25 protein-coding genes are annotated in these 25,515 nt (G+C 44.5%); 18 read left to right on the forward strand and 7 right to left on the reverse strand.

Annotated features, from left to right (window positions below; translation table 11 throughout):
* Nucleotides 1–30 precede the first annotated feature (30 nt).
* Nucleotides 31–216 carry a hypothetical protein gene (locus tag ALKIM_RS0110640; RefSeq protein ID WP_157363892.1) on the reverse strand — a complete coding sequence of 62 codons (186 nt, stop codon included), beginning with the start codon at nt 214–216 and terminating at the stop codon, nt 31–33.
* A gap of 136 nt (nt 217–352) precedes the next feature.
* On the opposite strand from ALKIM_RS0110640, the gene ALKIM_RS0110645 reads away from it, so the two are divergent.
* From ALKIM_RS0110645 to carA, 15 genes are all read left to right on the forward strand, one after another.
* Nucleotides 353–835 carry an arginine repressor gene (locus ALKIM_RS0110645; RefSeq protein WP_026474634.1) on the forward strand — a complete coding sequence of 161 codons (483 nt, stop codon included), beginning with the start codon at nt 353–355 and terminating at the stop codon, nt 833–835.
* Nucleotides 836–894: 59 nt separating this feature from the next.
* Entirely contained in the window at nt 895–1,581 is a 687-nt protein-coding gene (locus ALKIM_RS0110650) for a GNAT family N-acetyltransferase (RefSeq protein ID WP_026474635.1), read from the forward strand.
* Nucleotides 1,582–1,654: 73 nt separating this feature from the next.
* Nucleotides 1,655–2,860, forward strand: a complete 1,206-nt coding sequence (locus ALKIM_RS0110655; protein WP_026474636.1) for an argininosuccinate synthase — start codon at nt 1,655–1,657, stop codon at nt 2,858–2,860.
* Nucleotides 2,857–3,825 carry an N-acetyl-gamma-glutamyl-phosphate reductase gene (gene argC / locus ALKIM_RS0110660; RefSeq protein ID WP_044117886.1) on the forward strand — a complete coding sequence of 323 codons (969 nt, stop codon included), beginning with the start codon at nt 2,857–2,859 and terminating at the stop codon, nt 3,823–3,825. Before ALKIM_RS0110655 ends, argC begins: the two co-directional genes overlap by 4 nt.
* A 49-nt stretch (nt 3,826–3,874) precedes the next feature.
* Nucleotides 3,875–5,005 (forward strand): aspartate aminotransferase family protein, encoded by a 1,131-nt coding sequence (locus ALKIM_RS0110665; RefSeq protein ID WP_026474638.1) that lies wholly within the window; start codon nt 3,875–3,877, stop codon nt 5,003–5,005.
* A gap of 33 nt (nt 5,006–5,038) precedes the next feature.
* Entirely contained in the window at nt 5,039–5,644 is a 606-nt protein-coding gene (locus ALKIM_RS18275; RefSeq protein ID WP_044117887.1) for an NUMOD4 domain-containing protein, read from the forward strand.
* An 80-nt stretch (nt 5,645–5,724) separates the two neighbouring features.
* Nucleotides 5,725–6,528 (forward strand): pyrroline-5-carboxylate reductase, encoded by an 804-nt coding sequence (proC, locus tag ALKIM_RS0110675; protein WP_026474639.1) that lies wholly within the window; start codon nt 5,725–5,727, stop codon nt 6,526–6,528.
* A gap of 25 nt (nt 6,529–6,553) precedes the next feature.
* A complete protein-coding gene (proB, locus tag ALKIM_RS0110680) occupies nt 6,554–7,630 on the forward strand; it encodes a glutamate 5-kinase (protein ID WP_026474640.1) in 1,077 nt (358 codons plus the stop codon).
* Between the two features lie 36 nt (nt 7,631–7,666).
* Nucleotides 7,667–8,914, forward strand: coding sequence for a glutamate-5-semialdehyde dehydrogenase (locus ALKIM_RS0110685; protein ID WP_026474641.1), 1,248 nt, complete (start codon nt 7,667–7,669; stop codon nt 8,912–8,914).
* 12 nt (nt 8,915–8,926) lie between these two features.
* The gene (locus ALKIM_RS0110690) at nt 8,927–9,889 is read left to right on the forward strand and encodes an N-acetylornithine carbamoyltransferase (protein ID WP_026474642.1); all 963 of its coding nucleotides are present in this window, start codon (nt 8,927–8,929) and stop codon (nt 9,887–9,889) included.
* Nucleotides 9,890–10,006: 117 nt separating this feature from the next.
* Complete coding sequence (gene argB, locus ALKIM_RS18280; RefSeq protein WP_044117889.1) at nt 10,007–10,786, forward strand: acetylglutamate kinase; 780 nt, start codon at nt 10,007–10,009, stop codon at nt 10,784–10,786.
* Between the two features lie 111 nt (nt 10,787–10,897).
* Nucleotides 10,898–11,959, forward strand: a complete 1,062-nt coding sequence (locus tag ALKIM_RS0110700; protein ID WP_026474643.1) for a M20 family metallo-hydrolase — start codon at nt 10,898–10,900, stop codon at nt 11,957–11,959.
* 49 nt (nt 11,960–12,008) lie between these two features.
* Nucleotides 12,009–13,343 carry an argininosuccinate lyase gene (gene argH / locus ALKIM_RS0110705; RefSeq protein ID WP_044117890.1) on the forward strand — a complete coding sequence of 445 codons (1,335 nt, stop codon included), beginning with the start codon at nt 12,009–12,011 and terminating at the stop codon, nt 13,341–13,343.
* A 15-nt stretch (nt 13,344–13,358) separates the two neighbouring features.
* Entirely contained in the window at nt 13,359–14,702 is a 1,344-nt protein-coding gene (locus ALKIM_RS0110710; protein ID WP_026474645.1) for a citrate synthase, read from the forward strand.
* A gap of 276 nt (nt 14,703–14,978) precedes the next feature.
* On the forward strand, nt 14,979–16,064 hold the full coding sequence (gene carA / locus ALKIM_RS0110715; protein WP_026474646.1) for a glutamine-hydrolyzing carbamoyl-phosphate synthase small subunit: 1,086 nt from the start codon (nt 14,979–14,981) through the stop codon (nt 16,062–16,064).
* 176 nt (nt 16,065–16,240) lie between these two features.
* Here the strand turns inward: carA and lpxA are convergent, their stop codons facing one another.
* Nucleotides 16,241–17,059, reverse strand: coding sequence for an acyl-ACP--UDP-N-acetylglucosamine O-acyltransferase (gene lpxA / locus ALKIM_RS0110720; protein WP_044117891.1), 819 nt, complete (start codon nt 17,057–17,059; stop codon nt 16,241–16,243).
* A 232-nt stretch (nt 17,060–17,291) separates the two neighbouring features.
* Between lpxA and ALKIM_RS0110725 the strand changes: the two genes are divergently transcribed.
* Both ALKIM_RS0110725 and ALKIM_RS0110730 read left to right on the forward strand, forming a co-directional pair.
* Nucleotides 17,292–18,335, forward strand: a complete 1,044-nt coding sequence (locus tag ALKIM_RS0110725; RefSeq protein ID WP_026474648.1) for an acyloxyacyl hydrolase — start codon at nt 17,292–17,294, stop codon at nt 18,333–18,335.
* A gap of 58 nt (nt 18,336–18,393) precedes the next feature.
* A complete protein-coding gene (locus tag ALKIM_RS0110730) occupies nt 18,394–18,795 on the forward strand; it encodes a DUF6146 family protein (RefSeq protein WP_026474649.1) in 402 nt (133 codons plus the stop codon).
* A gap of 32 nt (nt 18,796–18,827) precedes the next feature.
* Here ALKIM_RS0110730 and ALKIM_RS0110735 read toward each other — a convergent pair whose 3' ends face one another.
* The 3 genes from ALKIM_RS0110735 to ALKIM_RS19325 are packed head-to-tail and all read right to left on the reverse strand — an operon-like array spanning nt 18,828 to nt 21,978.
* The gene (locus ALKIM_RS0110735; protein WP_026474650.1) at nt 18,828–20,228 is read right to left on the reverse strand and encodes an MFS transporter; all 1,401 of its coding nucleotides are present in this window, start codon (nt 20,226–20,228) and stop codon (nt 18,828–18,830) included.
* Between the two features lie 6 nt (nt 20,229–20,234).
* Nucleotides 20,235–21,422, reverse strand: coding sequence for a [FeFe] hydrogenase H-cluster maturation GTPase HydF (gene hydF, locus ALKIM_RS0110740; protein WP_026474651.1), 1,188 nt, complete (start codon nt 21,420–21,422; stop codon nt 20,235–20,237).
* A 10-nt stretch (nt 21,423–21,432) separates the two neighbouring features.
* A complete protein-coding gene (locus ALKIM_RS19325) occupies nt 21,433–21,978 on the reverse strand; it encodes a hypothetical protein (RefSeq protein WP_026474652.1) in 546 nt (181 codons plus the stop codon).
* A 338-nt stretch (nt 21,979–22,316) separates the two neighbouring features.
* Between ALKIM_RS19325 and ALKIM_RS0110750 the strand changes: the two genes are divergently transcribed.
* The gene (locus tag ALKIM_RS0110750; protein WP_026474653.1) at nt 22,317–23,309 is read left to right on the forward strand and encodes a TolB-like translocation protein; all 993 of its coding nucleotides are present in this window, start codon (nt 22,317–22,319) and stop codon (nt 23,307–23,309) included.
* Between the two features lie 9 nt (nt 23,310–23,318).
* On the opposite strand, the gene ALKIM_RS0110755 is transcribed toward ALKIM_RS0110750, so the two are convergent.
* The gene (locus ALKIM_RS0110755; protein WP_026474654.1) at nt 23,319–24,482 is read right to left on the reverse strand and encodes a sigma-54-dependent transcriptional regulator; all 1,164 of its coding nucleotides are present in this window, start codon (nt 24,480–24,482) and stop codon (nt 23,319–23,321) included.
* 37 nt (nt 24,483–24,519) lie between these two features.
* A complete protein-coding gene (locus ALKIM_RS0110760) occupies nt 24,520–25,458 on the reverse strand; it encodes a Ppx/GppA phosphatase family protein (protein WP_026474655.1) in 939 nt (312 codons plus the stop codon).
* Between the last annotated feature and the right edge of the window lie 57 nt (nt 25,459–25,515).

Raw genomic sequence — 25,515 nt, forward strand, 5'->3', positions numbered from 1 at the left:
TACCAATTGTATTCTCTCCGGGTTGCAAATTTACATCATCTTTGACCAAAAATCAGCATCCTGCGTGATGTTTTTGCATATTTTATGAATAAATATTTCAAATGGCGCATCTGTAAAGCATTTAAAAGCGTCTGATTTCGATTCTGGTTTGGGATGAATAACATCTATTTTTACTAATAAATTAAAAAAATGGGTCTTTTCTTTTTGAAATGCCATTTTTTGCATAATTTTGCACTTTTCCCGAATATTTATTCACTCGTGAAAATTGAGTATCTTGAAAAAATGATTATCCGGTTCAGGACGTTTACCTGTAAACAATTTGTAATCACTAATTAATACAGAATCTTCGGTTATGAAGATTAAAACTCAAAGGCTTAATGCCATCGTAAACCTGATCGAAAACCACAAAGTGGGGAGTCAGGAAGATTTATTGATACTGTTGGAGAAGGGAGGTTTTAAAACCACTCAGGCTACCTTGTCGCGCGATTTAAAGGCTCTGAAAGTGGCCAAACAACCTGATCAGGATGGTGGGTATGTATATGTATTGCCTGATAGCAACGACCAGGACGAGCCGGTGGTTACCCACGAAGAGTTTCCGCTTAGTGGTATTCTCTCAATTGAGTTTTCAGGCAACCTGGCTATTATGAAAACCCGCCCCGGGTTTGCAAATGGCGTAGCCTCCGTTATTGATAGTCATGGCCCTTTTGAAATATTGGGAACCATTGCAGGTGATGACACAATTTTAATCATCAGTCGTGAAAGTGTGTCACGCGAAGAGGTTATAGATTCACTTTCCCTGTTTGTGCCGGGAATTGGAGACAAGATAGTTTTGTAATCGGACGCACAACGCCCGTTAGTATATTTAAAAACCAGGACAATTATTATTAGTCATAAATGAACAACGAAGTAACAATTCATATTGCTTCAGAAAAGCATCTGCCTTATGTGGATGTGATACTGCATACGATTGCTGAGGCGGCAAAGGTGAGGGGAACAGGTATTGCCAAGCGGAATCCTGAATATGTGCGTCTGAAGATGGTGGAGGGCAAAGCCATTATTGCGCTTGCCGGGGAGGAGTTTGCCGGTTTCTGTTATATTGAGTCATGGGGTCACGATAAGTTTGTGGCCAACTCCGGTTTAATTGTTGCAGATAGTTTCCGTGGCCAAGGCTTGGCCCGGGATATCAAGAAAAAGGCTTTTGAACTTTCCCGCGAGAAGTATCCCCATGCAAAAATATTCGGTTTAACAACCGGGCTGGCAGTAATGAAGATTAACTCCGAGTTGGGTTACAAACCTGTTACTTTTTCGGAACTTACCGATGATGAACAGTTTTGGAAAGGATGTCAGAGTTGCATCAACTATGATATTTTGATGCGTACAAATCGCAAACACTGCCTTTGCACAGGTATGTTGTACGATCCCGAAAAGGAGGAGAAGAGCAAAAAAGCACCCATCCCTGAAAAGAAACTGAAAGTGTATGAGAGATGGCTGCAGTTTAAGCGCTTTGTATTTTTGAAAGGTCGCAAGAACACAAACGGGAAGAAGAATTTCTTCCAAAAATTGGTGGCTGTTTTTGTGTAGCCTTAATCATAATCACTTGAATTAACCACTATCAACAACATATTTCCCATTGGGGAACAAAAAAACAGGTCTCATGAAGGAAAGAGTAATTGTAGCATTCAGCGGTGGATTGGACACATCTTACTGTGTAAAGTACCTTGCCAAAGAAAAAAATCTGGAAGTGTATTCGGCAATTGCCAACACAGGAGGTTTCTCTGATGCTGAGCTCAAAGAAATTGAAAAAAATGCCTACGCCCTAGGTGTGGTAAAACACGTAACTTTGGATGTTACCGATGTATATTACAATAATTGCATCCGCTATATGGTTTATGGCAACATCCTTAAAAACAATACTTATCCTTTGTCGGTGTCGTCAGAGCGTATTTTTCAGGCTTTGGCCATTGTGGACTATGCCCGCGAAACCGGAGCTCAATATATCGCACACGGGAGCACAGGTGCAGGTAACGACCAGGTGCGTTTCGACCTTACATTCCAGATACTTGCGCCGGAAATCAAAATTCTTACCCCAATCAGAGATCAGGTGCTTAGCCGTGAGGCTGAAATAAACTATCTTAAAAACGAAGGCGTGGAGCGCGACTGGACGAAGATGGCTTACTCTATTAACAAAGGTCTTTGGGGAACCAGTGTTGGCGGAAAAGAGACGCTTACATCTGACAAAGCGCTGCCGGCCGGGGCGTATCCATCACAACCCAAAAAGGAGGGCAGTGAACGTCTTGAACTGGAGTTTGTAAAAGGTGAGCTGACAGCCGTAAACGGAAAAATATTTGCCAAAAAGGTTGATGCCATTCGCGAAGTGGAGCGTCTTGGTTCTGCCTATGCCATTGGTCGCGACATTCACGTGGGGGATACCATTATTGGCATCAAAGGACGTGTTGGTTTTGAAGCTGCAGCTCCCATTCTGATAATTAAGGCACACCACTTGCTCGAAAAACACACGCTTACCAAATGGCAGATGTATTGGAAAGAGCAGTTGGCCAACTGGTACGGCATGATGCTTCACGAAGCCATGTACTTGGAACCCGTAATGCGCGATGTGGAGGCATTTCTGGAGCACAGTCAGGTTAACGTTACCGGCAAAGTCTTCATCGACTTACACCCTTATCACTTTCAGATGGTGGGTGTCGACTCTGCGCATGATTTGATGAAGAGCGATTTTGGCGAGTACGGCGAAGTAAACAGAGCTTGGAACGGGGACGATGTGAAAGGTTTTACCACCATAATCTCCAATTCGTTGAAGATATTTAATAATGTGAACAAAGGACAATTGGATATCAAATGAAGATAAGAGTTGGGATTGCAGGTGGTGCCGGCTATACGGCCGGAGAGTTGATTCGCATTTTACTCGGTCATCCAAATGCTGAGCTTTCATGGATACTCAGCGGCAGCCATGCCGGACAGCCAATATCCAAAGTGCATACCGATTTGCTTGGCGATACCACGTTGAGCTTTTCAGAGGAGCCTGATTTTTATTCAGTAGATGTGGTGTTTCTCTGTATGGGGCATGGCAAATCGGCCGCTTTCGTAAATGACAATGCCATACCCGGAAACGTGAAAATCATTGATTTAAGTCACGATTATCGGTTAGATGCACCGGATAACGATTTTGTTTACGGGCTGCCCGAGATGAGCCGCGATAAAATCAAGAAAGCCAGCCGGGTTGCCAATCCCGGATGTTTTGCCACGGCCATACAGTTGGCATTGTTGCCGCTGGCCGCAGCTAATTTGCTCAATGAGGTGCATGTACATGCCATTACCGGCTCAACTGGCGCGGGACAAGCACCATCTTCCACAACCCATTTCAGTTGGCGTAACAGTAATATTTCTATATACAAAGCCTTTGAGCATCAACACTTAAAGGAAATAGGGCAATCGCTCAGGAGATTGATGCCTGGTTTTGATAAAGCGCTGAATTTTGTGCCATTGCGAGGCGATTTCACGCGTGGCATACTGGCGTCCGTTTATCTGGATTGCAACTTGTCCATCGATGAAGCACGCCAGATGTTTGACGATTATTATGCAGATGCACCGTTTACTGTGCGATCGGATCAGGACATTGACCTGAAACAGGTGGTCAATACCAATAAGTGTTTGCTCTATCTTGCTAAATATGAGGGTAAACTACATATCACCAGTATCATCGACAATCTTACCAAAGGGGCTTCAGGACAAGCGGTTCAGAATATGAATCTGATGTTTGGACTGGACGAAAAGGCTGGATTGTATCTGAAGCCATCGGCTTTTTAAGGTTGGCTCATTTCTGTTTTTATTGTTTGATTTTTTGATGAAGTCTGAAATGCAATTATTTGATGTATATCCACTCATGAACGTAACACCCGTTAAGGCTGAAGGATGCCTGGTATGGGACAATGCCGGAAATGAGTATCTTGATTTATACGGCGGTCATGCTGTTATTTCTATCGGTCACTCGCATCCGCATTATGTGAAGCGGATGACTGACCAGCTCAATAAAATTGGTTTCTATTCCAACTCGGTACAAAACCCAATGCAGGAGGAGCTGGCTTTGAAATTGGGACAGGTGAGCGGTCTTGTGGATTACAGTCTTTTTCTTTGTAATTCTGGTGCCGAGGCCAACGAAAACGCGCTTAAACTGGCATCCTTTCACAATGGTAGAAAACGTGTGGTGGCTTTTAGTAAGGCGTTTCATGGTCGCACATCTGCGGCTGTTGCTGCTACCGATAACCCGAAAATTCAGGCTGGTGTAAACAAAGGGCACGAAGTTGTTTTTCTTCCGCTCAACGACATTGAAGCTGTAAAAAGTGAATTGGCCAAAGGTGATGTGTGTGCCGTAATCATTGAAGGCATACAAGGCATTGCTGGCATTGTGGTACCCAATACCGATTTTCTGAAAGCACTAGAGACGCTTTGCCGGGCGCATGGTGTGGTTCTGATTCTGGATGAAATTCAATCAGGATATGGTCGTTCGGGGTCATTCTTTGCTTTTGAGGAAGCTGGCATTTTACCTGACCTTATCACAACGGCTAAAGGAATGGGCAATGGTTTCCCCATTGGCGGACTACTTATTTCACCTGCTTTTGAGGCATCACATGGCTTGCTGGGAACCACATTCGGAGGTAATTACCTAGCTTGTGCCGCCGGTTTGGCTGTCCTCGAAGTTATCGAAAACGAGAAGCTTCTCGAGAACGCTCAAAAAGTTGGTGATTATCTCATTTCTGAATTGAAGAATTTTGACAAAATACGGGAAGTACGCGGGCGAGGCTTGATGATTGGTCTTGAGTTTGACCAAAGTGTGGCACCCATTCGCAAAACGCTTGTCGATGAAAAACGAATCTTTACCGGGGTTTCATCAACCAATATTATCCGGTTGCTGCCTCCATTAACATTAACACAAAACATGGCGCAACATTTTCTCGAAAGTTTAAATGATGTGCTGAAAAAAGTATAATATAGATAACTTTACCCTCAAACCCTGCTCAAAATGATTAAATCTTATTGGAATGAAGAATGGCGGGAAATTGATTTTCCTTCCGGCGCCCTTCGTAAAAAGTATGCCATTAGTAGTTACGGCCGCGTGATTAGCTATAAGGATGTGATGGCCAATGGCGAATTTGTAAAAGGAGGTTGCCTTAAAGGCTATAAAACGCTGCCGCTAAGGCCATTTGGAAAGTCAACAACCTATTACGTACACAAACTTGTAGCCGAGTATTTTCTTGAACGTAACGGCGAGCATCAAAAGTTTGTGATTCATCGCGACTTCAACAAAGCCAATAACTTTGTTGATAACCTCAAATGGGCCGATAGCGAAGAGACCTTTGCCCATCAGCAAAAGAACCCGATGGTGATCGAAGGCCGCAGGAAAAACAAGGAACGCAAGCCCACCGAAGGGCCTAAGCTGACTGCCACGCAGGTTATGCGACTAAAAAAGAAACTGCTGGATCCGGAGCGCAAAACAAAATTACGAATTATTGCACGTCAGTTTGGCGTAAGTGAGATGCAGTTGCACCGCATTCGCAAGGGCGAAAACTGGGGGCACGTTGAGGTTTCCTGCAAAGATAAAGAGGACCCAATTCCCGGGTGGGAGTAAAGTTTTGGGTAAAAAATTTTGATAAACCGGGCACTTTAACTTTTTTAGAGTGTTATTGTTGCTTATTGATATTTAACGACATGATTGACGGAAAAATAGCCATTGTTGGAGGGGGAAACCTGGGCTCAGCCATTGCTAAAGGATTGGTTTTTACTCAGTCGGTAAAACCGGAATCAATTTGGGTTACACGCAGAAGGGCTCAGCTGCTTTCTGGTCTGACTCAGTTAGGCGTCACAACAGGGGCGGATAATCTTGCGGCTGTTAAGGATGCTCAAATCATATTTTTGGCTGTTAAGCCTTATCAGATGCGCGAGGTAATATCCGAAATAGAACCTGTAATTGCATCTGACGCAATTATCATCTCTCTGGCTACCGGAATCGACAACCGCACCCTGCTTGAGCTTACTGGTGGCCGAAACGCTGTTTACCGTGCCATGCCTAATACTGCAGTGGCCATTGGTCAGTCAATGACTTGCCTTTCGGGATTAAATGCTTCTGCACAACAGGATGAAAAGGTGAAAGTGCTGTTCGAAAAACTTGGCAGCGTGCTTTTCATTCCCGAAGAGCTAATGGCCGGAGCTACTGTGCTGGCAGCATGCGGAATTGCTTTTGCGCTCCGCTTTATCAGAGCAGCAACGCAGGGAGGCATCGAAATAGGTTTTGGTTCCGAGTTGGCACTTAAAATTGCATCCCAAACGGTAAAAGGTGCTGCACATCTTATTATCGAAGGTGGCACACATCCCGAAGCCGAAATTGATAAGGTTACCACACCGCGCGGAATTACCATTTCGGGATTGAACGAGATGGAGCATCAAGGGTTTAGTTCGTCTCTTATAAAAGGGCTGATGACATCCTTCCAGAAGATTGAAAACAGTAGTAAATAGTTAACTAAACTGCGAAAACAAGGGCGTGTATAAGTCGATTACCATAAAAATAGGTTCAAATGTGTTGACCCGTCCCGACGGGAAACTGGATCAGCTGCGCATCGGTCATATTACCGACCAGATTGCGTATTTGCATAAAAAAGGCGTGAAGGTGATTCTTGTGTCATCGGGAGCTGTGGCTTCCGGACGCAGCATGGTTCCTTGTCCGCCCAGAAAGGATCCGGTCTCCGAACGCCAACTGCTCTCATCGGTTGGGCAGGTTAAGTTGCTTTCCATTTATTCAACATTGTTTGAAGCACATGACATCACCATAGCGCAGGTTTTGGTAACCAAAGAGGATTTTCGTACCCGGGAGCATTATCTTAACATGAAAAACTGTCTCTCGGTGTTGCTCGATAACAACATTGTTCCCATCATTAACGAGAACGATGCTGTATCGGTTACTGCGCTTATGTTTACGGATAACGATGAGTTGGCAGGTCTGGTGTCCACAATGATGAATACGCAGGCATTCTTTATTTTGAGCAACGTGGATGGCGTATTCAGCGGCGATCCTAAGGATAAGGACTCTTTTCTCATCGAAAAAATTGAAAGTGCTGCTACCGACCTTTCGGCCTATGTTACTACCCAGAAGAGTAATTTTGGACGGGGAGGTATGCTTACCAAAGGCAGAGTGGCACAAAATACCGCTGCTGCAGGTATTGCCGTTCACATAGCCAATGGCACCCGCGACCATGTGATTGCCGATCTGGCCGAAAACAACGAGAACGTACCTCATACCCGTTTCATACCGGGAACACCACGCCCGGCAGTGAAAAAGTGGATGGCCTACTCCGCAGGTTTTACCAATGCCGAAGTTCACATCAACGAAGGTGCCCGCAACGCGCTCTACTCGCCAAGAGCTACCAGTTTGCTCTTAGCTGGCGTGGAGAAAATGTTAGGTGATTTTAAGAAGGGTGATCTATTGCGAATAATCGATCACAATAAAAAACTCATCGGCATTGGCAAGGCACAGTACGACCGTAAAAAGGCTGATGAGCATATAGATGATCATAAATACAAGCCTTTGGTGCATTACGATTATTTATTTCTGTTTCCTTAAGTACGCAAGTATAAGTTTTTTTTGATATTACATACAATGAGCACATTGTCACAAATAGTTAAAGCAAGGGAGTCGGCTCAACTGATGGTGCGAGTGGATAATGAAGCCAATCGAAAGGTATTGCTGGATTTGGCTGATAAAGCCGAGCAGAGTATTCCGGAATTGCTTAAAGCCAACAAGTTGGATTTGGATAAGATGCCTGCAACTGATCCGCGCTTCGATCGCCTGAAGTTAACTGAAGAACGTATTAAAGGCATTGCCTCAGATTTGCGCAATGTTGCCAATATGAACTCACCCATTGGCGATGTGCTGGAGCAACGTTCCATGCCAAATGGACTTGAACTGAAAAAAATACGTGTGGCCTTGGGTGTGGTGGGTGTTATTTATGAAGCGCGCCCCAACGTAACATTCGATGTGTTTGCGCTCTGTTTTCGCACGGGCAATGTGGCAGTGCTAAAAGGTGGGCAGGATGCATGGAATAGCAATTGTGCCATCACCAAATTGATACATGAATGTCTCGTCTCAAATGGCATCTCTCCTGAAGTGGTTCAGCTGTTGCCGCCCGAAAGGGAAGCTGCAACCGTGCTAATGGAAGCAGTGGGTTTGGTTGACGTGTTAATACCCCGTGGCTCACAAGGACTCATAAACTCTGTGCGCGACAACTCAAAGGTTCCTGTTATCGAGACTGGTGCAGGTGTGGTTCATACCTATTTTGATGAGTCAGCCGATTTGGAGTTGGGTAAAAAGGTGATTTACAATGCCAAGACCCGGCGCGTTAGCGTTTGCAATGCGTTGGAATGTCTGGTAATACACAGCAGTCGTTTGAATGACCTTGCTGCTCTGGTGGCTCCAATGGCCGATAAGTCGGTTTTAATCCTGGCCGACAACAACGCTTTCGAAGTACTTAACGGGAACTATCCGGACAATTTGTTGCAGCCTGCTTCATCCGACGCTTTCGGAAAGGAGCATCTGGATTATAAATTATCGGTTAAAACGGTGGATAATATGGATGAGGCGCTGGCACACATAGCTAAATACAGCACCAAACACAGCGAGGCTATAATTACCACAAGCCAAACCAATAAGGATCGCTTCTTTAAAGAGGTTGACGCTGCGGCGGTATATGCAAATACATCAACGGCTTTTACCGATGGGGCGCAATTTGGCATGGGTGCCGAGATAGGCATCAGTACGCAAAAACTGCATGCCCGTGGACCTATGGCATTGCCCGAACTTACTAGTTATAAATGGTTGATTGATAGTGACGGTTTAACCAGACCATAAAAAACATCTCCTATGAAAAGATTTTTAACTCCTGCCGACCTGGGCGACCTTCGCAAGGCACTTGAGGATGCTAAGAGCGTAAAGAACAACCCCTATGCCGATCAGGCTCTGGGACGTAATAAAACCTTGTTGCTGATATTCTTTAACTCCAGCTTACGTACCCGTTTGAGCTCGCAACGTGCCGGGTTTAACCTTGGTATGAATGTAATTGTTCTCGACATCAATAACGACGGATGGAAACTCGAAACAGAGTTTGGGGTAGTGATGGATGGCGATAAGCCGGAGCACATACGTGAGGCAGTGCCTGTTATGGGACAATATTGCGACATTATTGGTGTGCGCTCTTTTGCCCGTTTCGAGAGCAAGGAGGATGATTACAGTGAGAAGATTCTGAATCAGTTTATCGAACTGTCGGGAAAACCTGTAATCAGCCTTGAGTCTGCTACGAGGCATCCGCTCCAGGCTTTTGCCGATCTCATCACCATCGAAGAGTATAAAACAAAACCTCGCCCCAAAGTGGTACTCACATGGGCACCTCACCCCAGAGCGCTTCCGCAGGCTGTTCCAAACTCTTTTGTGGAATGGATGAAAATTGCGGATGTGGATCTGGTTGTTACCCATCCCGAAGGCTATGATTTGGCGCCTGAATTTATGGAAGGTGTAACGTACGAACCCAATCAGCAAAAGGCTTTCGAAGGCGCTGATTTTATCTATGCTAAAAACTGGGCGAGTTTCAACCAGTATGGCCAAATACTTAGCAAGGATCGTTCATGGACGGTGGATGAGGCTAAGATGGCGCTTACAAACAATGCAAAATTTATGCACTGCTTGCCGGTTCGCCGAAACATGATTGTGACCGATGGGGTAATTGAAAGCCCTAACTCCATTGTGGTTCAGGAGGCGGCTAACCGTGTGGTGTCGGCACAGGTGGTTTTAAAGCGGATGCTCCAGACCATTGCTGAGGCTTACGATTAAAACTGTTTTTGTTGATGGCACTGTTTTGTGTGAAACAAAGTGTGGCCTTTGCTTAGTGCTCAGACTTGCACTGCCTTATGGTGTTCTGAAGAATTATACATCAAAGATTTCTATTCGATGCAGGATTTAACAATAGTAAAAGTTGGTGGAAAGGTTGTGGAGGAACCGGAAAGCCTGAAAAAGTTACTCAAGGATTTTTCGGCCATGCCATCACCCAAAATTCTGGTTCATGGCGGTGGACGTTCGGCAACAGCTATGGCTGCCCGTCTGGGTATTGAAACAAAAATGGTAGAGGGGCGAAGAATCACCGATGAAGCTATGCTCGAAGTGGTTACCATGGTATATGGTGGTTTGGTGAACAAGAACATTGTGGCCGGACTTCAGGCTCATGGGCAAAATGCTCTCGGCATGACTGGCGCCGATATGAATATCATTCGCTCTAAAAAACGGGAAAAAGGTGACGTTGATTATGGGTTTGTGGGCGACATAGAGTCGGTGGATGCCAACGCCTTTGCCACTCTGCTCACAAGTGATGCGGTACCTGTGATTGCGCCGCTTACCCACAATGGAGAAGGACAATTATTGAATACAAACGCTGACACAATGGCCTCGGCGATTGCTTCAGCTCTGGCAGGTACTTTTCGGGTTACTCTGGTGTTTTGCTTCGAACTTAAAGGTGTGATGATGGATGTAGCGGATCCGTCATCGGTAATTTCACTAATCACTCCGGAGAGTTATCAGAATTTAAAGACCGCAAAGATTGTGGTTGATGGTATGATACCCAAGTTGGACAACGGCTTTGCGGCATTGCAGAAGGGCGTTTACCAGATTCGAATTACCAACACCGATGGACTAGCTGATGGGCCGGAACAGGGCACCTTTTTGCGGTTGAAGTAGTTGGTTGTGACGTGATTTGTTTCTGTTGCCAACATGGCCATCTTCCAATTTTTATTGTTTAAGGGTGTGCAATTTCATAAAATGCATGTTATAATATAATTGCTTAATTCAATGACCATAGATCAACTCCATAAAGATGCCGTTGAGGTGCTTACAAGGCTAATCTCAACGTCTTCCCTGAGCCGGGAGGAGGGCGATGCTGCGGATTTTATGGAGGCGTCATTAAAGCAGATGGGGTTTAATCCCAAGCGAAACAATCACAATGTATGGGTGGTTGCCCCGGCGTATGATCCACAGCGACCTACCATATTGCTCAATTCGCATCTGGATACTGTTAAGGCCACAGAAAACTGGCTGTTTGACCCGCTCACACCTCACCTTGAAGATGGCAAACTCACCGGTCTTGGCAGTAATGATGCCGGAGGGCCATTGGTGGCACTTATGGCCGCTTTCAGATACTTAGCAGCCCGCCCTCAGGCATATAACCTGATTTTTGCCGCAACAGCAGAAGAGGAGGTGTCAGGCGCAAACAATGTGGCGTCTATTCTGCCGTTTCTGGGTATAATTGACCTTGGCATTGTGGGTGAACCCACTCGCATGCAGATGGCTGTTGCTGAGAAAGGTCTGTTGGTTGTGGATGGTGTGGTTTATGGCAAATCCGGGCATGCTGCTCGCAACGAGGGTGTTAACGCCATAATGGAGGCTTTGCCAGTCCTCGATTTTTTCCGTAATTATCGATTCGAGAAAGTCTCTCCTTTTCTTGGAGAGGTGAAGATGACGATTACCGGCATCAATGCAGGTACGCAACACAATGTGGTGCCCGACAGATGCACTTTTATGGTCGATATCCGGGTGAACGAGTGCTATACCAATGAGGAGGTGTTTAACATTCTTAAAAGCCAGCTTAACTGTGAGTTGAAAGCCCGCTCATTTCGCCTGAATTCATCCTCAGTGGCTCAAAACCACCCTGTGGTGCTGCGTGGACTTGATTTGGGGTTGGAGGCATTCGGGTCGCCAACAACATCTGATCAGGCGGTGATGCCTTTTGATACGCTTAAAATTGGCCCGGGCGATTCGGCCCGCTCCCATACGCCCAACGAGTTTATCATGCTCGATGAGATTTATCAGGGCATCGACTTGTATATTCGCCTGCTCGACGGATTGCAGTTTTAAAACTAATGATAACCACAGCACCCTGTATATGGGTGTTTAATATTTGGAGATGACAAAACTTTGGGATAAAGGCACTGCCGTTAACAAGATGATAGAGGAGTTTACCATTGGCCGCGACCGCGAGCTGGATGTGGAGTTGGCTCCTTTTGATGTGCTTGGAACCATGGCACATATTACAATGTTGTCGGAAGTAGGGTTGCTGCCTAAAAATGATTTGGCGCTGTTGTTGCCTGAGTTGAAGAGGCTTTACCAACAGGCTCTGGACGGTAATTTTTGCATTGAGGATGGTATCGAGGATGTGCACTCTCAGGTAGAGCTGATGCTTACCCGCTCGCTCGGCGACGTGGGAAAAAAGGTGCACAGTGGCCGGTCGCGTAACGATCAGGTGCTGCTCGACCTTAAACTTTATGCGCGTCAGCGAATCATGCAATTAACCGAATCTGTTTTACGACTGTTTACTGCTCTGCAAAAACGCAGCGAGGCGCATAAGGCTGATTTGATGCCTGGGTACACACATCTTCAGGTGGCAATGCCTTCGTCCTTCGGACTGTGGTTTGGGGCTTACGCCGAAAGTTTAGCCGATGATATGCATCAATTGTTGGCTGCCTGGCGCATCGTAAATCAAAATCCACTGGGAGCCGCAGCTGGATATGGAAGCTCTTTTCCGCTTAGCAGAAAACATACCACCGATTTGCTCGGATTCGATGATTTGAGCTACAATGTGGTATATGCCCAGATGGGACGCGGGAAAATGGAGCGCAGCGTAGCCATGGCAATGGCATCTATCGCCTCAACTGTAGGGAAATTTGCAATGGATGCCTGCCTTTATATGAGCCAGAATTTTGGTTTCATTGGCCTGCCCGATGAACTCACCACAGGATCCAGCATCATGCCACATAAAAAAAATCCCGATGTATTTGAGTTGATACGTGCCAGGTGTAATAAGTTACAGGCAATGCCTCAGCAAATCATGATGATAACTGGTAATTTACCTTCTGGTTATTTTCGCGATTTACAAATCATTAAAGAGGTGTTTATTCCGGCTTTTGAAGAAATGCTGAGCTGCCTCGAACTGGCTACTTTCTCGGTAGAGAACATGACGGTGAAGCAAGATTTAATGAAGAATCCTATCTATAAGTACGCTTTTAGTGTGGAAGAGGTAAATAACAGAGTGTTGCAGGGTGTTCCTTTCCGAGAAGCCTATAAACAGGTAGGTTTGGAGATTGAAGCAGGCACATTTAAAGCACCGGACAACATCTCCCATACTCACGAAGGTTCCATCGGAAATCTCTGTAACGACGAGATTAAACGAAAAATGGACGAGATTCTATCTCAATTCTCGTTTGGCAAAATGAATGACGCAATCAGAAACTTAATCACATAACTTAACGAAAAACAAATGGCAGTAGTTGAAAAACTGGCGAAAGCCGCAGTGCAATCAAGCAGGATTGATAAGGAGTTATACAATACTTACAACGTAAAACGCGGATTGCGAAATGCTGATTTCTCAGGTGTATTGGTCGGCCTTACCAATATTGGTGACGTGGTGGGGTACAAAAAAGATGAGAATGGAGTCATTCAACCCAAACATGGGGAACTCTATTATCGGGGATACGAAATCACTGAGCTTACCCGGGGCTTTCAGGCCGACGGTCGTCACGGTTTTGAAGAAACTGCCTATCTCTTGCTTTCCGGAAAATTGCCAAACAGCAGCGAGCTAAAAGAGTTCACTGACCTCATTAAACAGGAGCAGGAATTGCCCTTCTCCTTATCTAAAAACCTTATCCTTTCTCTACGCGGCAAATGCATCATGAACATGCTGGCGCGTACAGTACTTGGCTTATACACCGATGACGATGAGGCTGAAAATTATTCGCCTGAAAACCTTATTCGTCAGTCTATCAGTCTTATCGCACGCTTCCCTGTCATTGTGGCTTATGCCTACTTTGGAATGCGACACTCTTTTCAGCGCAGGTCTTTGATTATTCGTCATCCGCGGCCAGAGCTAAGCATAGCTGAGAACTTTCTGTATATGCTTAAGGGTGACAGATATACCAGGCTTGAAGCCGATTTGCTCGACCTTGCCCTGGTGCTTCATGCCGAGCATGGTGGTGGTAATAACTCTACTTTTACAACCCGAGTGGTTAGTTCGGCGCAAACAGATACCTATTCGGCCATAGCAGCGGCATTGGGATCCCTTAAAGGTGGATTGCACGGTGGGGCCAATATTAAAGTCATCGAAATGATGAACAATATTAAAGATAACGTAAAGAACTGGAGCGACGAGAACGAAGTAGACTCTTATCTGGATAAAATGTTGAACAAGCAGGCATTTGATAAAACAGGTAAGATTTATGGTATTGGTCATGCCATCTATACATTGTCTGATCCACGCTGTGTTTTGCTCAAAGAGCAGGCCAGACAACTTGCCAAGGAAAAAGGTCGCGAGGACGAGTACAATCTCTATGCATCCATTGAGAAACTGGCGCCCAAGGCTTTCTATCGCTTCAAAGGTGCCAATTCCAAAACAATTGCCGCAAATGTGGATTTTTATTCAGGGTTTGTTTATCAATGTCTCGATATTCCGGAAGAGCTCTATACTCCTATTTTTGCAATTGCTCGGGTGCCCGGGTGGGCAGCTCACCGTATTGAAGAAGTTACATCTACCAGTGCCCGTATCATCAGGCCTGCCTATAAGAATGTTTGCGAGCGCCATCCATATAGACCGCTTAGCGAACGATAACAGATTTTTAAACCGGTCCATGTGGCCGGTTTTTTTTCATCCCCGCATTAGGAATTGTATTTTTATGCAACACATGTCACATCTGTATTTTTCATGCGGATGTTGGATTGTGATTGATGTCTTATGGTTTGCATCAAGTGTGGTTGTTGATGGTTGCTGTGTGTAGAAATACTTTATGGGATATTTATTCATTTTTCACAAATGCCCTTGTTTTTAATTGATGATTATTCTTAAATTTGCATTCGAAATAGTTTTACCTGATTAATTATAAGCTGTATGCCTGAAGCTAGAGAGATTAAACTGGTGTTGGAAGACGGTTCCGTCTTCGTTGGGAAATCATTTGGTTGCCACAAGTCGGTAGCCGGCGAAGTGGTTTTTAACACGGCAATGACCGGGTACCCCGAGAGTTTAACCGACCCGTCCTACAAAGGGCAGATATTGGTCTCAACTTATCCTCTTATCGGAAATTACGGGGTGCCTTCCAAAGAAACGGAGAACGGCATCCCGAAATTTTATGAGTCTGACCGTATTCATATTTCCGGTTTAATTGTATCTGACTACTCATTTGAGTTCAGCCATTGGAATGCCGGACACAGTCTCAGTGAATGGCTTGTTCAGAATGAAGTTCCCGGTATCTTTGACATTGATACACGCGAACTCACCAAACTGCTGCGCGACAAAGGGCCGCTTCTTGGTAAAATTGTGGTAGAGGGTGAGGATGTTGCTTTCTACAACCCCGACAATGACAACCTTGCCGCGATGGTTTGCACAACAGAGCCTCAAGTTTATGGTAACGGTAAGCACAAAATTGTTTTGGTAGATACCGGGGCCAAGTACAACATTCTCAGATGTCTGCTCAAAAGAGACACCACCGTTGTTCGTGTGCCATGGGATTATGATTTTACCAAAGATGATTACGATGGCATAATGCTTTCAAACGGACCGGGTAACCCTGCGGTATATACGCAAACCATTGAGAATATTAAAAAAGCACTGCAAGGAGATAAACCAATTTTCGGTATTTGTTTGGGAAATCAGCTGATGGGAATTGCTGCCGGAGGATCAACGCATAAGCTTAAATACGGGCATAGGGCACATAACCATCCGGTACGTAAAGTTGGTACCGATACTTGTTATATCACCAGCCAAAACCATGGATTTGTTTTGGATACCGATTCGTTGGCAAAAGATTGGGAACCTCTGTTTGTGAATATCAACGACAATACCAACGAAGGGATTCGTCATAAAAGCAAACCATTCTTTTCAACGCAGTTTCACCCGGAAGCTTCCAGTGGACCTACCGATACCGAGTTTTTGTTCGATGAGTTTATTGGGCTGATTGAGGATTATAAGAATAAGTAACAGCAAGAATCTGTTAAGATTTTAAGGCTCGGCGTTCCCCGGGCCTTTTTTGTTATGTGATGAAACGCCGCGGTTTCTTAATGGCTTAAGTTAAAAGAAAAGGCAAAACAGCCCAAAGATATTCTCTTTGTGCGGCTTTGCCTTTTGTGTTAACGTATGTCAGAAAGGTATTCTGACTATGCTTCTTCTTTTACGCTTGCGCTGCTCTTGGATACAACAGCTTTGATAATACCTCGTTGTGAACCTTTGATAAATTCAACAATCAGGTCTCTCTCTTCTGACGGCTCCAGATAGGTGTTGATGTATTCTACAGCCTGACTGATATTAAGTCCTCTCTGGTATATGGCTCTGTACACTTCATGGATGGCAGCGGTCTGCTCCTTGCTAAATCCCCGGCGTTTTATGCCAGTGTAGTTAATACCCATGTAAGCAGCAGGAACGCCAAAAACTTTGGTAAATGGTGCCACATCCGAAAGTACACCGGCCATTCCTGAAACCATGGCGTGTGTTCCAATACGGCAAAACTGGTGGATTGCACTGGAACCACCAATCACGGCCCAATCTTCGACGATTACTTCGCCGGCAATTTGCACGCTGTTGGCTATCACACAATTGTTGCCAACTTCGGTGTCATGCCCCAGGTGTGTATAGGCCATCAACAGGGTGTTGTTACCAACTTTGGTAAATCCTTTGGATGCAGTACCACGGTTGATGGTTACATATTCTCTAACGGTGGTGTTGTCTCCAATCTCAACAGTACTGTATTCTCCTCTGAATTTCAAGTCTTGTGGCACGGCTGCGATTACAGCGCCAGGGAAAATTTTACACTCTTTTCCGATGCGCGCTCCCGGGTAAATGGTAGCATTGGCGCCAATCCAGGTGCCTTCTCCAATTACCACATCTTTGTCAATCTTAGCAAATGCTTCTATTACTACATTCTTTCCTATTACTGCTTCGGGGTGAATCTCCGCACGCGGTGAAATCAATTGCTCCATTCGTTTTAGTTAGATGTACAACAAATAGCCGGGCTTGGGTAAATACATTCCCAAACCGGCTAAAGGTTAATTCTTTTTGTATGTCATTCCTTAGTATGACAATCTTATCTAAGGTCACACGTACGCCAATTGCAATTATTTTTAAATTATTTTAGTTTGTCTCACTTACACTGGTTTGTTATATTGTAGTTTATATAACTTCTTTCGGCTTGTTGTACGAATCCAATTGTGTATGAGGTTTTTTTGTCTTTTGCCATTTTTGTTTTATTTTATCGAGGCTTCAAAAGGTCAGATTGTATCTCGTCTGCGTGGTGAGGTTCAGTATGGTTTTATTATTTCGCATGCTCCTGACTTAAGGCCTCTTTCTGCAAATTACCCATACGGTTTTTCCCTTTCCTATCAGCAAATGGCAACAAGCCAAAGGCATTGGAATGCCTGTAATTGTTTTCATTATCTGGGTGCAAGGTTTTCATATCTCAATTTTGGCGATTCCCAATCGTTGGGAGAGGCATATTCCATTTCAGCTATTTTCGAACCCCTCTTGTGGCGAAGTAAAGGTTTGTCGTTGAGTCTGCTAAGTGGTGTTGGTGCAACATGGCTCACACGCGTTTACCATCCCGATAACAACCCGTTGAATCAATTTTTTAGTGCAAGGATGAGTTTTCTTTTATCCGTGGCACCGGTAATACAGTATAATTTTTCGCCGGACTGGAGTCTACAATTGGCACTCAATTATAACCACATAAGCAATGGGGGGCAGCGACAGCCCAATAGAGGAATGAACTTTCCGCAGGTCGGACTTGGAGTGGGTTATAATCTTAAGAAGTCTGTTCTACCATCCTACCCAAAGCTTGAACCTGATGGTGTATGGCATGGCTGGATTGAAGCGGGATACACCACACTTAAAACCGGTGATGCACATGTGCGTCGTCCCGTATTTTCCATTGCAGGAGGATTTTATCACCCGTTTACCAGCATCAATGCAGCAGGCTTTGGTGTCGAGTTTTCTGATGATTATTCAATCCGTTCAAATACCAGTGATAAAAAGTACACGCTGGCACCCTTTGTTTCGCATCACTTATTGCTCGGCAGATTTGACTTTTCTCAGCGATTGGCTTATTATGTGATAAAACCAGATGATGTAGCCAGTTATGGTTGGTATCAGCGTTACGCACTGCTATTTAATGCCACAAAGCGCTTAAATATTGGTTTTTCCATGAAGACGCACGGGCATGTGGCAGCAAATCTGGATTTGAGAGTGGCCTGGCTGTTTTAGGAATGGTTTTTGCTTGACATACAAGGCGTTCAGTAATTTTCAACTTAATTCTACGGCCATGAAAGCGTTGATTTTTTTAGCCATTGTTGCTCTGTTGTTTAATTCATGTGGTTCAACTAAACCTGTTGACGCGCCCAATCAACTGTTAGAGGTAGCTGCCAGCGACAGTCTGGAGTATGAACTGATTATTTTTGACCCTGGTTTTGAAGCGTTTCTTGCCACCAAGCCATCAGCGGAATTCTATTCTCAACACTATTATGAATCATGGAACCACAGATACGTTCTTGAATGGAATATCCGTCACCAAAACCCCCTTCGCTACGGCGATTTCTACCAGACTCAAATTCATTATGATCCGCATGTGGATTATGGACTCGAATTAAACTACAGATTGTACAACTATTTTCAGTACATCGACGAAAAGTATGGTATAAGGCTTATTCGGCGCCGAGGGCGTTAATGTCTTTGCCCAATTGTTTTGAATGGTTTGATTCACAATTCTGTATCTGGAGTTGGCGATTCCCGTTTCAGGTTGCCCCTGTAATATGAAAACCATATTCCTGCGGCGGCAATGGTTGTAAATACCAGGAAAGTAGATGCCATACTTCTTATAAAAATATGGTCTGCCACTGTCGAAATTTGTGTTTTTCCTATATACAAAGCAAAAAACAGAGAGACAATGGTCATACTAACCATTTGACCTACCACCCGCATGGTAGCCGATATTCCCGATGCCAATCCATATTGATGTTTCTCTACGCTACTCATTATGGTATTCATGTTAGGCGAGGAGAACAGTCCAAAGCCAATACCCATAAAAACAAGATTCAATATTATGATGTAGAGCGAGGTTGACGCGGTTAAAAAACTGAAAACCAAAAGCCCTGCGGTGCAAATGGCCATGCCTGTGGTGGCTAGTATTCGGGGCTGAATCCGTTCAGACAACCGGCCGGCAATTGGCGAAACAATGGTCATCATTATGGGTTGAAAGAGAATTATCGTTCCTGCCTGCTGTGGCGTCATATCTTTGATTTTCTGAAGATACAGACTCAGCAGAAATACAATGGCAAATGTTGCGCTGTAATTGATGAGGGCCGCAATGTTAGAGTATGTAAACAGCTTATTTTTCGTAAATAGTCTTAACTCTATTACGGGATGTTTTACGTTGTTTTCGATGATGGCAAACAGTACCAGTAAAATTGTTCCCAGCGCCATCAATCCCCAACCGGTCACATCAGGAATCCGCGATGTTCCGGCAACAAGTGAGATTAATGAGAGGGCATAAACCAATGAGCCTGATAGATTTATTTTTCTTGGCGTGGATGAGGGTTTATCACTACCCAGATAAAGGAAGGTGATAATGGACGCAAATAGTCCCAGTGCCGATGAGAAAATAAATATGGATCGCCAGCCAATCTGTTGGGTTAAAACTCCTCCTGCAAAAGGCCCCAGTGCCAAACCCATGTAAACCGATGCCACAGAAATACCCAATACTCTGCCACGTTGCATGGGTGGAAAAATTGATACCAGTATGGCAGGCCCTGTGGTCATGGTCATGGCACCTCCAATGCCTTGAAGAAACCGAAATAGTATCAGTACGGTGCCAGACGGAGAGAGTCCGCATCCCAAAGTTGTAATGGTGAAAATTACAACTCCGATTTTAAAAATGCGCCTTACACCTGTAATGTCTGCCCATCTGCCCATGGGCAGCAACAGAATGGCCGACGACAGCAAAAAGGCTGTGACAATCCAGCTCAGCGCAAGCGCGTTCATCTGAAAAGCCTGCTCAATTGCAGGGAGTGCTACATTTACAGCGGATATCAGGAAGGGCCCTAAAAAAGATGTGATGACAGCAATTCCCAGAGCTGTCTTTTGTGTTTTATCCCAACTCATTCTTAATTATTCAAAAGGTTCCATCGCCCGTTTGTATATTCCATGTATCCAGGCTATTGCCATGCCATAGTTGGTTACGGGTACACCTGCATCAATTGCAGGTTTTAATCTGTTGGTTAACTGCCGTCGTGTAATCATGCATCCTCCACACTGTATCACAAGTGCATAATCGGTAATAGGATGTTCTATGTTATCCAGTCCTGAAACCATGTGGAAGCTGATGTTCTTACCTGTATAATTTGTGAGCCAGCGTGGTATTTTTACCCTGCCAATATCGTCGCAAGTTGTGTGATGCGTGCATGATTCAAGTATCAACACTTTGTCACCATCTTTCAAGCTCTCTATTTTTGGAGTGCCTGCTTTGTAGGCTTCAAAGTTTCCTTTGTGGCGGGCAAGCAACACACTAAATCCGGTGAGCAGTATGTTAGTGGGCACAATGCGGCTCACCTTATCAAAAAGCTGGCTGTCGGTGATGGCTAATTTTGGCAGGATGGTTGTTTTCTGAAAGAAAGCCTCCAGTTCGCTCTCTTTGAGAACAATGTTGATGGCATGGTTATCCAGTACATCCCGAATGACTTGTACCTGCGGAAGAATCATTCTGCCTTCGGGTGCTTCTGTATCAATGGGAGTGATAAGTAACACAAAATCACCTTGCTCAATAATGTCGCCCAATAGCGAGGGGTTTACATATGCCGTTTCAGGTATCGATTTTTGAATGGCACTCAGAATTTCTGTATTTGATTCTCCCTGAGCGTATTCCAGGAACAGCGTTGCACCTGAGTCAATATATTTTTTGCGGGTAGCGGGCGTGGCAGCCTCTATATCTCTCTTGTTATGAATTACTATAAATGGCAGCTCCAGAGATTTAAATCTATCTATCAAATTGTGCTCCCACGAATCAAAAGTGTTGGATGTTACAATGAGTATTGCCAAATCAATCTGTTCAAGCACGCGCAAGCTTTTGGCAGTTCTTTTCAGCCCCAGGTCTCCGCTGTCATCAATACCCGCCGTATCAACCAACACAGCCGGACCCACACCGGGTATCTCCATCGATTTTTTTACAGGGTCGGTTGTAGTGCCGGCAATGGGTGAAACGATGGCAATATCCTGACCTGTAATACAATTTATTAAGGTGCTTTTGCCATTGTTGCGTTTGCCAAAAAAACCGATGTGGGGTTTTTTGTCCCGTGCCATATTGGGCGTATTAGCTGAGAATCATCATAAACTCACTTTCCAGAATATCTGCCTCTTCTTTAGATGGTATCCAAACTTTCCAGTTGATGAGGTATTTTTTCAGGATGAGGAAGAATGTAAGCGGGAACTCATCGTTTTGCCAATTTTGGTGATAATTTAGCAAGCCTAACCGCTTAATAAAGAGATCCAACTCGATGATTATTTGTAAGTAAAACTCCTGAAGCGGCAATTTTCCTTCAATTTTCACCGGGGGTATCTCAGCACCGAATGGAGCCGAGCTTTTTGTAAATGTAAAGTGTATTTTTTTTCCATCCGGAGACGATATTTCAAGCACAAAAATGCAATCTTCGCTGTACCATTCAATGGCAACGCTGTTCTCTTCTCCCCACAGGTGTGATGGTTCATGTATCAGGTTCACCATTGCTTTTAGCATGTCCGCCAACGGGTTGCATACATTTAACGCATCAAAATGCAGTTCTTTTTTTCCAAATGCGAAATATCCGATTGCTTTTCCGGTTTCTGGGAGGTCGTATTTGAATTTGAACTTTGAACTCATATTGCGTAGTATGTTTTTACTTTCGGCAAAGTGATGAAATTGCCATCACAATCAATACTTATTACTGCCAGGCCACGTTATGCAAGGCTTGGAAGTTTCGTCGGGTTAATATACCGACGATAATTTATACCCGTGAAAGTATGAAAAAATGATATATGTACCAGATGTTTTAAAACATTTTTTATTTGACGGTGCCTCATTTCTTGATTGTTACTGTGCGATACACTGCGTTTATTAACTTCGAATCTCTTTTAAATCTACGTGGAAAAATTATTTAGGTTGTTAATGTAACAAGATTATTGTTTATTGGTATAAGATAGCTAGCTAACATTGGGTTCATGAGGAATAATCTTGTCGTAGTTTCTTTCTTTTTGTTCTTTTATTCATCCTTGGAGGTGAATGCACAGTTGCGATATAACAGCGATCCGGCCAGTTTTCTCTTGCCCGAAGAGCCACCTGTTACCGCACGTATTTTCGCTTCCGGGTTAATTTCAACTGGTCTCGATGAGGTGAATGGCTCGTTTTCTCCCGATTTCCATGAGTTTTATTTCACGGTGTTTCATCGAAACGATATTTCTGCTGTTTTGGTAACCCGCTACTCAGGTGGCGTGTGGCGGTATCCGGAAGTCGTTCAATTCTCAGGCATTTACCGCGATGCCGACCCCCATGTTAGTCCGTGTGGCACACGTATCTATTTTTCGTCTACACGGCCTGTTGAAGTTGGAGGCAGAGATGATGTCTGGAATTTATGGTATGTGGATCGTTTAGGTGACGACTGGTCGAAACCCGTGCCCATCGTTCTGGATTTAAATCGTCATGAGCGTCATCCCACAATAAGTAACTCCGGCATTTTGTGTTTTCAGGCAGATTATGGCACCTCACTCGTGACCTTCGATTTTCTGGCTACCAATATTTATACTGCATTGCCTAATGTTTCGGGTTGGGATGCACCACTGAAAATGCAGGCTCCGGTAAATAGTGAATTTGCCGACTACTCACCTTTGATCTCTCCCGATGAACGTTTTCTCATTTTTGCATCGAACCGACCAGGTGGTTTTGGAAACAGCGACTTATACATCTCATATAAAAATGAAGATGGAAGCTGGGGCGAAGCCCGAAATTTGGGAGGTGGTGTCAATTCGGCCGAAAACGATCATTATCCCTCATTAAGTCCTGATGGAAGATTTCTGTTTTTTGCCAGCAATCGTAAACTGGAACAACCCATTCCGGCAGGAAGAATCAACTACACCTATTTCAAACGTGTTGCCTTGGGTGCCGGAAATGGTTTGAACGATATCTATTTTGTAGGAACTTCGGTGCTTGATTTGTAAACCTGTTATCTACCAAACCGGGGCAGCGTAGGCTTTCACCTCTTTGGCTGTTATCTCGTTGCTACACAATATTATCAGTCGCTCAATCACATTGCGGAACTCTCGGATATTTCCTGTCCACTTGATGGACTGAAGCGCTTCAATGGCTGATGCATCAAAAGTGCGCAATGGAACAGCAAGCTCTTCGCAAATTATCTTATTGAAGTGTTCGGTGAGCAGAGGAATGTCTTCTTTGCGTTCGTCTAATGCCGGAACATGAATCAAAATAACGCTTAAGCGGTGATATAAATCTTCTCTGAAAAGACCCTTTTTAATCTCTTCCTGAAGGTTTTTGTTTGTGGCTGCCAGCACGCGCACGTCTACTTTGATGTCCCTGTCGCTGCCAACTCTCGAAATTACATTTTCCTGAAGTGCTCTTAATACTTTAGCCTGTGCTGTAAGGCTCATATCACCTATCTCATCCAGAAAGATGGTGCCTCCATGGGCTTGTTCAAACTTTCCTTTTCGTTGTTTTATTGCCGATGTAAAAGCCCCTTTTTCGTGACCAAACAGCTCACTTTCAATTAATTCGGATGGGATAGCAGCGCAGTTTACTTCCACAAAAGGTTGGTCAGCTCGGTTGCTTTTATCATGCAGCCATCGTGCCACAAGTTCTTTCCCTGTGCCGTTGCTTCCTGTAATCATTACGCGTGCATCGGTAGGAGCCACCTTATCAATCATCTCCTTAACAGCCATAATGGCCGGAGACTGACCAATCATGTCAAGCGATTTGCTGATTTTTTTACGCAGCACTTTTGTCTCCGTCACCAAATCTTTTTTCTCAATGGCGTTTCGGATGGTCACCAGCAACCGGTTCAAATCAAGTGGCTTCTCAATAAAATCGTAAGCGCCTTTCTTAATGGCGTCAACCGCCGTGTCAATGTTGCCGTGTCCCGAAATCATGATAACGGGTATATCCAGTCCTTTTTCCACGATTTTCTGTAGCACTTCAATGCCATCCATCTCCGGCATTTTGATGTCGCAAAGAATGATGTCAAATTTATCCTCATCGATGAATTGAAGACCCTCCGGACCATTTTCGGCCAGCACTACTTCATTCCCTTCATACTCCAAAATCTCCTTGAGTGTTTTCCGGATGCTCCGTTGATCGTCAATTACCAGTATTTTTGACATATCCTAAACGTCTGATGTGTTTGTGTGAAGTTGTTTGCTACAACTCGCTGTTAATGATTTGCATAATGGCGCCCTCTTTCAAAGCAAAAGAGCATTGCCAAACCTCTTCAGGTTTGATGTGATTTAAAACCCACTGAACGATGATACTTGCCGGAACAATGTTATTCACACGCTCCCTGTCCATTCCCGGGATGGTTCTCCGGTAGTCTGCATCGTTGGTGATGAGTTGGTGATGCACGTTTGCGAGCTGCTCCTGATTGAGTTTGAATGTTGTGACTTTTGACAGGTCAAGCAAAGGGTATTCTCTCTTAGCTATAATGCCTGCCAGTGTGTCGAACGAGCCTGAAGAGCCTACCACTTTATGTATGGCATATTTATCAACTGCATCCAGCAAAGGGCCTAATTTAGACGAAAGATGCTTCTCGATGGTATCAATTTCATCCTGCTTAATGGGGTCGGAGGGGGTAAACTGCTCCAATAGTCTTGCAACTCCCAGATTATAGCTGTCTTTCCATGCAATGCCATTTTTGTTGGCGATGATAAATTCAACGCTTCCTCCACCTATATCTACCACCAGCGAGTATTCGTTGCCCATGGGCACCACTTGTTTTACGCCGTCAAAGATGGTCTGAGCTTCTTCATCGCCCGGAATTACCCGTATGGTAAGTCCTAATTCCTGTTTTACTCTTCGCACAAAATCGTTGCCATTGGTGGCACTGCGTATGGCGGAAGTGGCAAAACAGAATATGCTTTCCACCTGATATTCCGATATGGTAATGAGATGTGAGGTTAGCGCTTCAACGCCACGCTTCATTGCCTCCGGTGTTATCGTGGCTTTGTGAATTCCGCCTTCGCCAAGTTTGGCCGGATATTTTGATTCAACAAGGATGCGATAGGAGTTATGCTCCACCTCAGTGATGAGCAGATTAAATGTGTTGGTTCCTAAATCAATGATGGCAACTCTGGTTTTTTCCATTTCCCTGATGCTTATAGTAACTTCAAAGTTATAAAAATTAATGGCATTACAAGGAGT

It is taken from the genome of Alkaliflexus imshenetskii DSM 15055, from assembly GCF_000517065.1.
Lineage (GTDB): Bacteria > Bacteroidota > Bacteroidia > Bacteroidales > Marinilabiliaceae > Alkaliflexus > Alkaliflexus imshenetskii.